The organism is Nocardioides abyssi, from assembly GCF_030412915.1.
Lineage (GTDB): Bacteria > Actinomycetota > Actinomycetes > Propionibacteriales > Nocardioidaceae > Nocardioides > Nocardioides abyssi.
The window spans coordinates 160,661-173,399 of sequence record NZ_JAUHJR010000008.1; the positions used below are offsets into that span (position 1 = coordinate 160,661).

The 12,739-nt window shown below is 74.1% G+C and carries 12 protein-coding genes; 6 read left to right on the forward strand and 6 right to left on the reverse strand.

The window, feature by feature from the left end; translation table 11 throughout:
• Positions 1–33: 33 nt before the first annotated feature.
• The 4 genes from QWY29_RS16920 to QWY29_RS16935 all read left to right on the forward strand — a co-directional run bounded on the left by QWY29_RS16920 (position 34) and on the right by QWY29_RS16935 (position 3,115).
• Positions 34–1,611, forward strand: a complete 1,578-nt coding sequence (locus QWY29_RS16920) for an ATP-dependent DNA ligase (RefSeq protein WP_300962254.1) — start codon at positions 34–36, stop codon at positions 1,609–1,611.
• Entirely contained in the window at positions 1,608–1,793 is a 186-nt protein-coding gene (locus QWY29_RS16925) for a hypothetical protein (RefSeq protein ID WP_300962255.1), read from the forward strand. Before QWY29_RS16920 ends, QWY29_RS16925 begins: the two co-directional genes overlap by 4 nt.
• An 88-nt stretch (positions 1,794–1,881) precedes the next feature.
• Positions 1,882–2,595: a TetR/AcrR family transcriptional regulator gene (locus tag QWY29_RS16930; protein ID WP_300962256.1), complete on the forward strand. Its 714-nt coding sequence runs from the start codon at positions 1,882–1,884 to the stop codon at positions 2,593–2,595.
• Between the two features lie 61 nt (positions 2,596–2,656).
• Positions 2,657–3,115, forward strand: coding sequence for a hypothetical protein (locus QWY29_RS16935; protein ID WP_300962257.1), 459 nt, complete (start codon positions 2,657–2,659; stop codon positions 3,113–3,115).
• Positions 3,116–3,187: 72 nt separating this feature from the next.
• Here the strand turns inward: QWY29_RS16935 and QWY29_RS16940 are convergent, their stop codons facing one another.
• Positions 3,188–4,468 (reverse strand): acetyl-CoA C-acetyltransferase, encoded by a 1,281-nt coding sequence (locus QWY29_RS16940; protein ID WP_300962258.1) that lies wholly within the window; start codon positions 4,466–4,468, stop codon positions 3,188–3,190.
• 98 nt (positions 4,469–4,566) lie between these two features.
• On the opposite strand from QWY29_RS16940, the gene QWY29_RS16945 reads away from it, so the two are divergent.
• Positions 4,567–5,910, forward strand: coding sequence for a 3-oxoacyl-ACP reductase (locus QWY29_RS16945; RefSeq protein WP_300962259.1), 1,344 nt, complete (start codon positions 4,567–4,569; stop codon positions 5,908–5,910).
• Positions 5,910–6,815 carry a MaoC/PaaZ C-terminal domain-containing protein gene (locus QWY29_RS16950; RefSeq protein ID WP_300962261.1) on the forward strand — a complete coding sequence of 302 codons (906 nt, stop codon included), beginning with the start codon at positions 5,910–5,912 and terminating at the stop codon, positions 6,813–6,815. Before QWY29_RS16945 ends, QWY29_RS16950 begins: the two co-directional genes overlap by 1 nt.
• Positions 6,816–6,834: 19 nt before the next feature.
• On the opposite strand, the gene QWY29_RS16955 is transcribed toward QWY29_RS16950, so the two are convergent.
• The 5 genes from QWY29_RS16955 to dxs are packed head-to-tail and all read right to left on the reverse strand — an operon-like array spanning position 6,835 to position 12,732.
• Positions 6,835–7,686, reverse strand: coding sequence for an acyl-CoA thioesterase (locus QWY29_RS16955; protein WP_300962262.1), 852 nt, complete (start codon positions 7,684–7,686; stop codon positions 6,835–6,837).
• Complete coding sequence (locus QWY29_RS16960; RefSeq protein WP_300962264.1) at positions 7,683–8,549, reverse strand: acyl-CoA thioesterase; 867 nt, start codon at positions 8,547–8,549, stop codon at positions 7,683–7,685. The genes QWY29_RS16955 and QWY29_RS16960 overlap by 4 nt, the downstream gene beginning before the upstream one ends.
• A complete protein-coding gene (locus QWY29_RS16965; RefSeq protein ID WP_300962265.1) occupies positions 8,550–9,521 on the reverse strand; it encodes a PAC2 family protein in 972 nt (323 codons plus the stop codon).
• Positions 9,522–9,530: 9 nt separating this feature from the next.
• A complete protein-coding gene (locus tag QWY29_RS16970; protein WP_300962267.1) occupies positions 9,531–10,847 on the reverse strand; it encodes a peptidase MA family metallohydrolase in 1,317 nt (438 codons plus the stop codon).
• Entirely contained in the window at positions 10,819–12,732 is a 1,914-nt protein-coding gene (gene dxs / locus QWY29_RS16975; RefSeq protein ID WP_300962268.1) for a 1-deoxy-D-xylulose-5-phosphate synthase, read from the reverse strand. The genes QWY29_RS16970 and dxs overlap by 29 nt, the downstream gene beginning before the upstream one ends.
• Positions 12,733–12,739: the final 7 nt, after the last annotated feature.

Below are 12,739 nucleotides of genomic sequence, written 5' to 3' on the forward strand. Positions count from 1 at the left end.
GGACACTGTTGCGTCGGCCGGTTGAATGGCCCCGTGCTCCTCGCCGACGTCGTCGCCACCTCCCGGGTCGTCGCGGCGACCCGGTCCCGCAAGGCCAAGGTCGCGGCCGTCGCCGAGCTGCTCGGGCGCCTGGTCGCCGACGGCACGACGCCGGACCCCGACGAGGTCGCCACCGTCGTGTCGTACGTCGCCGGGTCGCTGCGCCAGCGCCGCACCGGCCTCGGGTGGCGCTCGCTCGGCTCGCTGCCCGCCCCGGCGGACCAGCCGACGCTGACCGTCACCGGGGTCCACGAGGCCTTCGGGTCGATCGCCGCGCTCGCCGGCCCCGGCTCGCAGGCGGCCCGGGCGGACGCCGTCGCGGACCTCTTCGGCCGCGCGACCGAGGAGGAGCAGACCTGGCTGCGCGGGCTGGTGACCGGCGAGGTCCGGCAAGGCGCCCTCGACGCGCTCGTGCAGGAGGGGGTGGCCGCCGCCGGGGAGGTGCCGCTCGCCGCGGTGCGCCGCGCGGCGATGCTCGCCGGCTCGACGGTGGCCGTCGCCGTGGCCGCGCTGACCGGGGGCGAGGAGGCCCTCGCGGGCTTCGGCCTCGAGGTGGGCCGGCCGGTGCTGCCGATGCTCGCCTCGTCGGCGACCTCGACCGCCGAGGCGATGGCCAAGGCCGGCGGAGGAGCCGGGACGGCGGGCGAGGTCGCGATCGACACCAAGCTCGACGGCATCCGCATCCAGGTCCACCGCGACGGTGACGACGTGCTCGTCGCGACCCGCTCGCTCGACGACATCACGGCCCGGCTGCCCGAGGTGGTCGAGGTCGCCCGGTCGCTGCCGGCACAACGGTTCGTCCTCGACGGCGAGGCGATCGCGCTCGACGCCGACGGCCGGCCGCGACCGTTCCAGGAGACCGCGTCCCGCACGGCACAGGCCTCGGACGGCCGGGTCGCGGTCACGCCGTACTTCTTCGACCTGCTGCACCTCGACGGCCGCGACCTGCTCGACTCCCCCGGCACCGAGCGGCTCGCCGCCCTCGACGCGCTCGTGCCCGAGGCACACCGCGTCGCCCGCCTCGTCACCGCCGACGTCGCGGAGGCCGACGCCTTCGTCGCGCGGGTGCTCGCCGCCGGCCACGAGGGCGTGGTCGTCAAGGACCTCACCGCGGCGTACGACGCCGGCCGCCGCGGCGCCGCCTGGGTCAAGGTCAAGCCGGTGCTCACCCTCGACCTCGTCGTGCTGGCGGTCGAGTGGGGCTCGGGCCGACGCCAGGGCTGGCTCTCCAACATCCACCTCGGCGCCCGCGACCCGGCCACGGGTGGCTTCGTCATGCTCGGCAAGACCTTCAAGGGGATGACCGACGAGGTCCTCGCCTGGCAGACCGAGCGGTTCCTCGGGCTGGCGACCTCGCGGGACCCCTACGCCGTGCAGGTGCGGCCCGAGCAGGTCGTCGAGATCGCGCTCGACGGCGTGCAGCGCTCGACCCGCTACCCCGGCGGCGTGGCGCTGCGCTTCGCGCGGGTGGTCCGCTACCGCGACGACAAGCGGCCCGACGAGGTCGACACCATCGACGACGTCCGCGCGCTGCTCACCGGCCGCGCGGCCGACCCGGAGGAGGACGCATGAGGAACGTGCAGTTCTGGCAGGTCTCGGGCTACGAGGCCAACGCCGACATCGAGGACACCCCGCTCCCGCCCGGCCACCTCTTCCGCGGCACCAACACCGAGGACGGCGCCGCCGTGCTGGTCTTCTGGGACGACGCGATGGGCCGCTGGCAGGAGGTCGACCCCTCGCTCGTCGACCGCTGAGCCACGGGCCCCCTGGGGTGGAGCGCGCGAGCGGCGACTTCGTCACAGCCGTGCAACTGCGAGTTGCACGAGCACTAGCATCGGCCGCATGACGACCGAGCAGGCGCAGGCGGGCACGAGCGGGAAGCGTCCCGACGGGCGCCGGTCCGCCGCCGCGGCCCGGCGGCGGGCACGCGAGCAGGAGATCGTCGCGGCGACCCGCCGGCTCTTCGACGAGCGCGGGGTGCGCGACGCCCAGATCGAGGACATCGCCTCGGCGGTCGGGATCAACCGGGCCATCGTCTACCGCCACTTCTCCGGCAAGGAGGAGATCTTCGCGCTGACGCTCGTGCTCTACCTCGACGAGCTGCGCGGGGAGCTGGAGCGCGCGGCGGACGGCGTCGACTCCGCGCCCGACCGGCTGGCCGCGATCGTCACGGCGTTCGTCGACTACGGCGTCGAGCACCCGGCGTTCGTCGACTGCGCCCAGGCGCTGATGCGCCGCACGGGCACCGAGCTGCTCGACGAGATCAGCGAGAGCGCGCTCTTCCGGCTCGGCCGCGGCATCTCCTCGTGCCTGCGCCAGCTCAGCGCGGCGCTCGAGCACGGGGTGGCGACCGGTGACTTCCACGTCACCGACCCGGCGCTGCTGGCCAACACGCTGTACGCCAGCGGGCTGGGCGCCCTGCAGCTGGCCCGGCTCGGCATCCTCGTCGACGAGGCCGCGCCCGGCGTGCCGACGGTCGGGCAGATCAGCCCCGAGCAGGTGCGCCACCACCTGGTGACCTCCGCGCTCGCGCTGGCCACCCACCGTCCGGCCTGAGCACCACGACCTGAGCACCAGCACTCATGTGCCCGGCGCGTGAACGGGTCACGCTGGGGCCATGACCGACGAGCCGCGCCCCCTCGACGTCCCCGCCTACCCGGCGCTGCACCGGACCGACGAGCCGCCGCCGCGGTCGCGCCGCTCGCGGATCGTCCGGGCGACGGTGGTCGGCGTCGTGGGCTCCGCCGTCGGCCTGGCCGCCCTCGTGGGCCTCGGGCTCGGCGCGCTGCGGGCCGTCGACCCGATGGGCGACGAGTGGGTGTGCTCGGAGGGCGAGGCGCCGATCGAGTACCCCCGGGGCGGCGGCGAGTGCCTCCCCGAGGGGACGACGGACCTGCCGGACGGCGCTCGCTGGGAGCCGTTCGGCAACCGGCCGATGCCGTACAACTGCGACAAGGACGGCTGGGTCCCGGTCGAGCGCGACGTGGTCGTGCGGGGCGAGCCGGACGTCGAGGAGGACTGCGTGCGCGCGGGCACCGACCTCCCGGACGGGTGGCGGGTCCGCGAGGCCGACTGAGCGCAGCACGACGAGAGGGGCCGACCGCCGGATCCGGCGGTCGGCCCCTCTCGCACGTCGGGAGCCTGCGGCTCAGCGCTCCAGGATCGCGACGACGCCCTGGCCACCGGCGGCGCAGATCGAGATCAGGCCGCGGCCCGAGCCCTTCTCGGCGAGCAGCTTGGCCAGGTTGGCGACGATCCGCCCGCCGGTCGCGGCGAACGGGTGGCCGGCGGCCAGCGAGGAGCCGCGGACGTTGAGCTTCGCGCGGTCGATCGAGCCGAGCGGGGCGTCGAGGCCGAGGCGCTCCTTGCAGAACACCGGGTCCTCCCACGCCTTGAGGGTCGAGAGGACCTGCGAGGCGAACGCCTCGTGGATCTCGTAGTAGTCGAAGTCCTGCAGCGTCAGGCCGTTGCGCGCGAGCATCCGCGGCACGGCGTACGCCGGCGCCATCAGGAGGCCCTCGCCGCCGTGGACGTAGTCGACGGCCGCGGTCTCGGAGTCGACGAACCACGCGAGCGGCTCGAGCCCGTGCTCCTTCGCCCAGTCCTCCGAGCCGAGGAGCACGGTCGACGCGCCGTCGGTGAGCGGGGTGGAGTTGGCGGCGGTCATCGTGGCCGACTCGCCCTTGCCGAAGACCGGCTTGAGCTTCGCGAGCTTCTCCACCGAGGAGTCGGGGCGCAGGTTGTTGTCGCGCTCGAGGCCGCGGAAGGGGGTCACCAGGTCGTCGTTCCAGCCCTCGTCGTACGCCGCGGCGAGGTGGTGGTGGGAGGCGGCGGCGAGCTCGTCCTGGGCCTCGCGGGTGACCTGCCACTCCAGCGCGGTCAGCGCGGCGTGCTCGCCCATCGACAGCCCGGTGCGGGGCTCGCCGTTCTTGGGGATCTCCAGGCCGATGTCGCCGGGGCGGATCTGGCCGAGGGCGGTCAGCCGGCCCTTGGTGTCCTTGGCGGCGTTGACCTTCATCAGCTTCTTGCGCAGCTTGTCGCTGATCGCGACCGGCGCGTCGGAGGTGGTGTCGGTGCCGCCGGCGATGCCGGAGTCGATCTGGCCGAGCGCGATCTTGTTGGCGACCTGGATGGCGGCCTGGAGGCCGGTGCCGCAGGCCTCCTGGATGTCGGTGGCCGGCGTGGTGGGCGCGAGGCGCGAGCCGAGCACCGACTCGCGGGCGAGGTTGAAGTCGCGGGCGTGCTTGAGCACGGCTCCGGCGACGACCTCGCCGACGCGCTCGCCCTCGAGGCCGTAGCGGGCGACGAGCCCGTCGATCGCGGCGGTGAGCATGTCCTGGTTCGAGGCGGTCGCGTAGGCACCGTTCGACCGGGCGAAGGGGATGCGGTTGCCGCCGAGCACGGCGACGCGGCGAGTGGTGGTCTCCATGTTCCTATCCTTGCCCCGTTCGCGTGTCTTCAGAAGGACATGAGGGGCACGTCACGAAAGGTGGACTCCGAGTTACACCTCTAGTTACATGTGGTCGCATGAGCGACCGCTACCGCGACTTCACCTCGTCCCCGATCGGCAAGCTCCTGGTCAAGAACCTCGGCCTGCCGAACCCCACCAAGCTCGAGCGGTACGAGGCCGGCGCACCGCTGGTCACCGGCACGGTCGGCCTCGGTGGTCGGGGCCGGCTGGCCGAGTCGCTCGGCGGCATCCTCGGGACGGTCGGCATCGCCTCGACCGAGGTGACCGGGGCACCCGAGGAGGGCCAGCGGTTCAAGGGCCTGGTCTTCGACGCGACCGGACTGACCAGCTCCGCCGACCTCGTCGCCCTCCGCGACTTCTTCACCCCGCTCCTGCGCAGCCTGGAGACCAACCCGCGGGTCGTCGTGCTCGGCACCCCGCCGGAGCAGGTCAGCGGCGCCGAGCGGGTCGCCCAGCGCGCGCTCGAGGGCTTCACCCGCAGCCTCGGCAAGGAGGTCGGTCGCGGCGGCACGGTCCAGCTGGTCTACGTCGCCGAGGGCTCGGAGGGCGCGGTCACCAGCACGCTGGCGTTCCTGCTCTCCCCCAAGTCCGCCTACGTCTCCGGCCAGGTCGTCCGCATCGGCGCCCGCGGCGCGACGGTCGCCGGCGAGGTCGCCGACTGGCAGCAGCCGCTGGCCGGCAAGGTCGCGCTCGTGACCGGCGCGAGCCGCGGCATCGGCGAGTCGATCGCTCGCGTGCTGCACCGCGACGGCGCGACGGTCGTCGGCGTCGACGTGCCGCAGGCCGCCGACCCGCTCCAGCGGCTCATGAAGGAGCTCGACGGCGACTGGCTGACCCTCGACATCACCGGCAAGGACGCGCCCCAGCGGATCGCGCACCACCTCGAGGAGAAGCACGGCGGCGTCGACGTCGTCGTGCACAACGCCGGCATCACCCGCGACAAGAAGCTCGCCAACATGGCCGAGGACCGCTGGGAGTCGGTGATCGGCGTCAACCTCACCGCGCCGGAGCGGATCACCCGCGAGCTGCTCGACCAGGGCGTCGTCAACGCGCACGGCTCGATCATCGGCGTCGCCTCGATCGCCGGCATCGCGGGCAACGTCGGCCAGACCAACTACGCCGCCTCCAAGGCCGGTGTCATCGGCCTCGTCGACTCCCTCGCCGACGAGCTCGACAACGGCATCACGATCAACGCGGTGGCCCCCGGCTTCATCATCACCCAGATGACCGCCGCCGTGCCGTTCGCGACCCGCGAGGTCGGCCAGCGGCTCAACGCGATGTCGCAGGGCGGTCTGCCGGTCGACGTCGCCGAGACCATCGCCTGGTACGCCAACCCCGCCTCCAGCGCGGTCAACGGCAACGTCGTCCGCGTCTGCGGCCAGATGATGCTGGGCGCCTGATGGCCGGCACCCCCGAGAGCGGCCCCGGCACCCCGGCGCGCGAGGTCAGCGGCGACGCCGGCGGCCTCACCACGCTGCTGCGGGCGGCCCTGCCCTCGCTCCCGGTCGTCGGGCAGCTGCCGGGCATCCGCAAGGCGTCGGGCGAGGGCTTCACCGGGCTCACCGTCACCCGCCCGCCGGTCACGGTCGAGCGCGCGCACGTCGAGCGGTACGCCGCGGTGTGCGGCTTCCCGGTCAAGGACACCGTCCCGCTGCCGTACCCGCACATGCTCGCGTTCCCGCTGCACATGGCGCTGATGAGCGACCCGGCGTTCCCGGCGCCGGCCATCGGCACGGTGCACCTGGAGAACTCCATCACCCAGCACCGCCCGGTGCGGGTGGGCGAGAGCCTGGCCGTCACCGTCACGGTGGACCCGGCGCGCCCGCACGCCAAGGGCCGGGTCTTCGACTTCCGCACCACCGTCACCGCCGAGGGCGAGACGGTCTGGGAGGAGTCCTCGGCCTACCTGCGCCGCGGCAAGGGCGACGAGTCCGCGCCCGCGGGCGCGACGTTCCCCGACGCCCCGGCGGGCGGCACGGTGTGGTCGCTGCCCGGCGACCTGGGCCGCACGTACGCCGCGGTGTCGGGCGACCACAACCCGATCCACCTCTACCCGCTGACCGCGAAGGCGCTGGGCTTCCCGCGCCAGATCGCGCACGGCATGTGGACCCTGGCGCGCTGCACCGCCGCGCTGGAGAACCGGCTCGCCGACGCGGTCCGCGTCGACGTCGCGTTCAAGAAGCCGGTGCTGCTGCCGGGCACGGTGGCCCTCGGGTCGCGCCCGCTCGACGACGGCTACGCGTTCTCGCTGAGCAACCCGCGGTCCGGCGCGCCGCACCTGGCGGGGCGCACGACCGACCTGTGAGGCGGGGTCCGGCCGGCGCTCAGCGCACCGGCCGGATCAGCCCCTCCTGGGCGACGGTCGCCACGAGCCGGCCGTCCTGGGTGTAGACCCGGCCGAGCGAGAGCCCGCGACCGCCCGACGCCGACGGCGACCACTGGTCGTAGAGCCACCACTCGTCGGCCCGGAACGGCCGGTGGAACCAGATGGTGTGGTCCAGCGAGGCCATCATCGTGCGGGCCGGGGTGGTGTCGTGGGCGGCCAACGCGGCGCCGAGCAGGCTGATGTCGCTGGCGTAGGTGAACAACCCCAGGTGGATCACCGGGTCGTCGGTGGCCAGCCCGTCGCGCACGCGCAGCCAGAGCTGGGCCCGCGAGGGGTGCTCGGGGTGCGGCGCGAGCCCGCGGCGGGTGGTGCCGAGGTGGCGCACGTCGATGGCGCTCCACTCCTCGGCGAGCGCGTCGGCCTCCGCGGTGCCGGAGCGGCGCATCAGGTCGGCCATGTCGACCCCGTCGTCGGGGCCGCCGACCTCGGGCATCGCGTCCTGGTGCTCCCAGCCCTCCTCGGGCAGCTGGAAGTTGACGGTCTGGAAGTAGATCGGCCGCCCGTGCTGCCGGGCCACGACCCGGCGGGTCAGGAAGGAGCGGCCGTCCCGGATCCGCTCCACGTCGTACACGATCGGCACCGAGTAGTCGCCCGGCAGCAGGAAGTAGGAGTGCAGCGAGTGCACGGCGAAGCCCTCGCCGGCCGTGCGGGTCGCAGCGACGAGCGCCTGCGCCGCCACCTGGCCGCCGTAGACCCGCGGACGCGGGGACCGCGGCTGGGCGCCGCGGAACAGGTCGGCGTCGATGTCCTCGAGGTCGAGCAGCGCGACGAGCTCCTCGACGCTGGTCACGCGCCCTCCTCGGTCCGGCGCGGGCGCGGCTTGCGCAGCAGCGCCTCCTGCGACACCGACGCGACCAGCGTGCCGTCGGGGGTGTGGACCCGGGCGTGGACCAGCCCGCGCGCGCCGCCCGCGAACGGCGACTCCTGGTCGTAGAGCCACCACTCGTCGACGCGGAACGGCCGGTGGAACCAGACCGAGTGGTCCAGCGACGCGACCATCGCGTCCGCGCTGCCGATGCGGATGCCGTGCGGCACGAGCGCGGCGCCCATCAGCGTCATGTCGGAGAAGTAGACGAACGCCGCGACGTGCGCGAACGGGTCCTCGGGCAGCCGGCCCTTGGCCCGCAGCCACACCCGCTGCCGGCCCGGGCGCACCTCGTCCGGCTCGAGCCCGCCGTCGAGGGAGCTGCCGGCGTACCGCATCTCCATCACGCCCCACTCGGGGTCGTCCTCGGGCTGGCCCAGCAGCTTCTTGGGGTCCGGGCACTCCTCGGGCGGCGGCACGACGGGAGCGACCTGCTGGTGCTCCCAGCCCTCCTCGGGCCGCTGGAAGTCGGCGGTCAGCGCGTAGATCGGGCGGCCGTGCTGGCGCGCCAGCACCCGCCGGGTCGCGAACGAGCGGCCCTCGCGGATCGTCTCGACGTCGAAGATGATCGGCGCGGAGGCGTCACCGGGCTGCAGGAAGTAGGAGTGCAGCGAGTGCAGGACGTACGCCGGGTCGACGGTCCGCCCCGCGGCCACGACCGCCTGGGCGGCCGCCTGGCCGCCGAAGAGCCGCGGCAGCGACGAGACCGCCTGCCGGCCGCGGAAGAGGTTGGTGTCGATCGTCTCCAGGTCGAGCAGGTCGACCAGGTCGGCGGCGTCGCGCGGCACTCAGCCCTCCCCGTCCTCGTCGTTGCCCGGCTCGGTGCCGGACTTCGGGTCCTCGTCCAGGGCGGCGAGGAACTGCTCGAACTGCTGGCCGAGCTCCTCCCCGCTGGGCAGCGGCTGGTCCTCGGCCAGCAGGTTGCTGCCGGACTCCTCGGAGCGCTCGAACGCGTCGTACTGCCGCTCCAGCGCGGCCACCACCTCGGCGACCTCCTCGTTGGCCGTGAGGTAGCGGGCGATCTCGACCTCACGGTCCTCGGCCTCGGCGCGCAGCCCGGACAGGTCGATGGTCAGCCGTCCGCCGCGCTCGAGCTGCTCCAGGAGCGCCGTGGAGGCGCGCGGGTAGTCGAGCTGGGCGAGGTAGTGCGGGATGTGGACGACGAAGCCGAGCGCCGCGTGGCCCCACTCCCCCAGCCGCACCTCGAGCAGCGCCTGCGCGCTGCTCGGCACCCGCAGCTCGCCGCGCCACGGGCTCTGCCCGACCGGCTCGGCGTGGTCGTTGGCGTGGTGGGTGATCGCGATCGGCCGCGTGTGCGGCACCGCCATCGGCACCGAGCCCATCGCCACGACGCGGGTCACGCCGAGCCGCTCGACGACCTCGCGCACCGCGCGGGCGAAGGCCTCCCAGCGGTTGTCGGGCTCCGGGCCGTTGAGCAGCAGGTACGGCGTGCCTCCGGTGTCGCGCAGCAGGCGGACGACCAGGCGGGGGGCGTCGTACTGCTCGTAGTGGTCGCGGACGAACGAGATCGCCGGACGCCGCGCGCGGTAGTCGTGGAAGGAGTCGACGTCGAAGGTCGCGACCACCTTCCCGCCGGGCACGGGCGCGTCGGAGAGGTCGACGAGGTGCTGGGCGGCGCGGGCCGCCGCGTTGCCCGCGTCGAGGAACCCGTCGAGCACGAGCACCAGGGTGAGGTCGGTGGCGTCGTCGAGCTCCGGCACCTCGTCGACGATGTGCACGAGACGGGGTTCCTGGGTCACCCGCCCAGCCTATGGGGTGGCCCGCACGCCCGGGACGAAGGTGGCGACCATGAGCCGCGAGGCCCGGTCGGCCAGCTGGTCGGCGGTCAGCCCGAGCACGCGGCGCAGCACCTCGGCCTCGTCGGCGCCCTCCTCGGCGAGCGCGTCGAGCAGCGTCCAGAGCGCCTCCTCGCCGAAGGAGCGGGCGACGTGCTCGCACACCCACCACGACAGGCCGTACGACGCGACCGGCTCGTCCCCGGCTGCGGTGAACGACGCGCGGGTGGGCAGCCCGTCGACGCCCGCGACCGCGCGGCCGAGCGCCGCCTCGGCGACGACCCGGTCGGCCGGGTCGACGGGCCGGACCGAGACGTACTCCGCGATCCCCTCGCTCAGCCAGACCGGTACGTCGTCGTCGCGGTCGCCCAGCGCGACGTGGACGAGCTCGTGGCGCACCAGCCGGTCGCGCTCGGGGCCGGCACGGCCGAGCACGCGCGGGTGCAGCGCGAAGCGGGTGGCGGCCGAGCCGTCGCGACCCGGCCCCGCCGCGACGGGGAAGGCGACCCCGTCGAGCCGCTCGGGGTCGCCGCCGGGCAGCTCGTCGATGGTCCCGAGGAAGGCGGTGGACGACAGGGCGTAGACGACGACGGTGCGGCGCCAGTCCTGCGGCAGGACGGCCGAGACGTCGGCGATGCCGCGCTCGACCGAGGAGATCACGCCGGAGGCGGCGGTGACGCTGTCGGCGTCGAAGACCGCGAGCACGCCGAGCCCGCCGCGCACCTCGACGGGGCCGAGGTCCCACGGCTGGGGCCGCACGTCGTGGGCGGCCTCCCACGCGGCGTCGGTGACCGAGGTCAGCCGCATCCGCCCCCCGCCCGGGGCCGGCCGGAACCGGAACCGGTCGTGGGTGACGACCGGCTCGGCGTCGTACCCGGCCAGCTGCATCCGCTGCTCCACGACCACCCAGTAGGCGTCGCCGTCGCGCACGACGTTCTGCCGGTCCACGGAGTAGCCGAGCTCGGCGAGCGGCAGCTGGGCGAGGTTGTCGAACCAGGTCAGCTGCTGGGCCCGCACCCGCGGCGAGCGCCGGGCCAGACCGGCGGCGAAGGCACGGCGGTCACCCCGGCGCACGGCCTTCGCCCGACGGGCGAGCGCCGTGCGCACCGCGTCGACGACGTCTGCGGGCGCCGCCCCGGCCGACGCCGGGGCGGCCCCGTCGGGGTCGTCGTCACCGAGCAGGGAGCACGCCGGCAGCAGCCCGAGCAGCAGCCCGAGCAGCAGCGCCGGGACGGCGACCCGGGCACAGGGACGTCGTCGGTCAGACCGGGTGGTCGGCGTGGTCGGCATCGACGGGTAAACGACCCTCGTCCACGGAGGTCATGTACTCGACGATGTCGAGGGCGAGCGCCTGCGGCGTGAGGCCGATCCGCTCGAGGATCACCGCGCGCTTGGCGTGGTGGAGGAACTCCTGCGGGATGCCGCGCAGCCGCACCGGCGTGGTCACGCCGGCCTCCACGAGGGTCTGCAGCAGCACCGAGCCGCAGCCGCCGACGACGCCGTTGTCCTCGACCGAGACGACGAGGCGGTGCTCGCGGGCGAGCTCGACGACCGCGGGGTCGACCGGCTTGACCCAGCGCGGGTCGACGACGGTGACGCCGATGCCCTGGGCGACGAGGCGGTCGGCGACGCCGAGGGCGACCTCGTTCATCGAGCCGACGGCCACGACGAGGACGTCCTTGGGGCCGTTGCGGACCAGCACGTCCGCACCGCCGGCCTTGCCGACCGCCTCGACGTCCTCGGGCGGCGGGCCCTTGGGGAAGCGGACGACGGTCGGGGCGTCCTCGACCTCGACGGCCTCGTTGAGCAGCTCGCGGAGGCGGGCGGCGTCGCGGGGCGCGGCCAGGCGCAGGCCGGGCACGACCTGGAGGACCGACATGTCCCACATGCCGTTGTGCGAGGCGCCGTCGTCACCGGTCACGCCGGCGCGGTCGAGCACGAAGGTGACACCGGTGCGGTGCAACGCGCAGTCCATCAGCACCTGGTCGAAGGCGCGGTTGAGGAACGTCGCGTAGACCGCCACCACCGGGTGCAGGCCGCCCATCGCGAGGCCGGCCGCCGACGTGGCGGCGTGCTGCTCGGCGATGCCGACGTCGAAGGTGCGCTCGGGGAAGCGCTTCTGGAAGTGGTCGAGGCCCACCGGGTGCATCATCGCGGCGGTGATCGCGACGACGTCCTTGCGGCGCTGGCCGATGTGGACGATCTCGTCGGAGAAGACGTCGGTCCAGATCCGGCCGCGGGCCTTCTCCTCGCCGGTCTCGATGTCGAACGGCTGCGGGGAGTGGAACTGGTCGGCCTCGTGCCGCTCCGCGGCGTCGTAGCCGAAGCCCTTGCGGGTCAGCGCGTGCACGATCACCGGCCCGCCGAAGCGCTTGGCCCGCTCCAGCGCCGCCTCCATCGCGACCAGGTCGTGACCGTCGACGGGGCCGACGTACTTCAGGCCGAGGTCCTCGAAGAGGCCCTGCGGCGCGAGCGCGTCCTTGAGGCCCTTCTTCATCGCGTGGAGGGCGTCGTACGCCGCGGGGCCGACGCCGGGGACCGCGTTGAGGCGCTTCTTGACCAGGTCGAGCACCTGCTCGTAGCGCGGGTTGGTGCGCAGCGTGGTGAGCGCGTTGGCCAGGCCACCGATGGTCGGGGTGTAGGAGCGGCCGTTGTCGTTGACGACGATGACCAGCCGGCTGTCCTTGGCGATCGCGATGTTGTTGAGCGCCTCCCAGGCCATGCCGCCGGTGAGCGCGCCGTCGCCGATGACCGCGACGGTGTGGCGGTCCTCGCCGCGGATCGCGAACGCCTTGGCCAGCCCGTCGGCGTACGACAGCGCGGTGGAGGCGTGGGAGTTCTCGACGACGTCGTGGACCGACTCGGCCTGGCTCGGGTAGCCGGAGAGGCCGCCCTCCTTGCGCAGGCCGTCGAACTGCCCGCCGCGTCCGGTGAGGATCTTGTGCACGTAGGACTGGTGGCCGGTGTCCAGGACGATCCGGTCGCGCGGGCTGTCGAAGACCCGGTGCATCGCGATGGTCAGCTCGACGACGCCGAGGTTGGGCCCGAGGTGGCCACCGATGCGCGAGCAGGTCTGGACGAGGAGGTCGCGGATCTCGGCGGCCAGGTCCTCGAGCTGGTCGGGTGCGAGGGCCTGGACGTCCCGCGGACCGGCGATGGAGTCGAGGAGCGACATGCGGTCG

Coding starts and splice junctions, on each gene's coding strand:
- QWY29_RS16925 (WP_300962255.1), top strand. CDS start 1,608: ATGAGGAACGTGCAGTTCTGGCAGGTCTCGGGCTACGAGGCCAACGCC.
- QWY29_RS16930 (WP_300962256.1), top strand. CDS start 1,882: ATGACGACCGAGCAGGCGCAGGCGGGCACGAGCGGGAAGCGTCCCGAC.
- QWY29_RS16935 (WP_300962257.1), top strand. CDS start 2,657: ATGACCGACGAGCCGCGCCCCCTCGACGTCCCCGCCTACCCGGCGCTG.
- QWY29_RS16940 (WP_300962258.1), bottom strand. CDS start 4,468: ATGGAGACCACCACTCGCCGCGTCGCCGTGCTCGGCGGCAACCGCATC.
- QWY29_RS16945 (WP_300962259.1), top strand. CDS start 4,567: ATGAGCGACCGCTACCGCGACTTCACCTCGTCCCCGATCGGCAAGCTC.
- QWY29_RS16950 (WP_300962261.1), top strand. CDS start 5,910: ATGGCCGGCACCCCCGAGAGCGGCCCCGGCACCCCGGCGCGCGAGGTC.
- QWY29_RS16970 (WP_300962267.1), bottom strand. CDS start 10,847: ATGCCGACCACGCCGACCACCCGGTCTGACCGACGACGTCCCTGTGCC.
- dxs (WP_300962268.1), bottom strand. CDS start 12,732: ATGTCGCTCCTCGACTCCATCGCCGGTCCGCGGGACGTCCAGGCCCTC.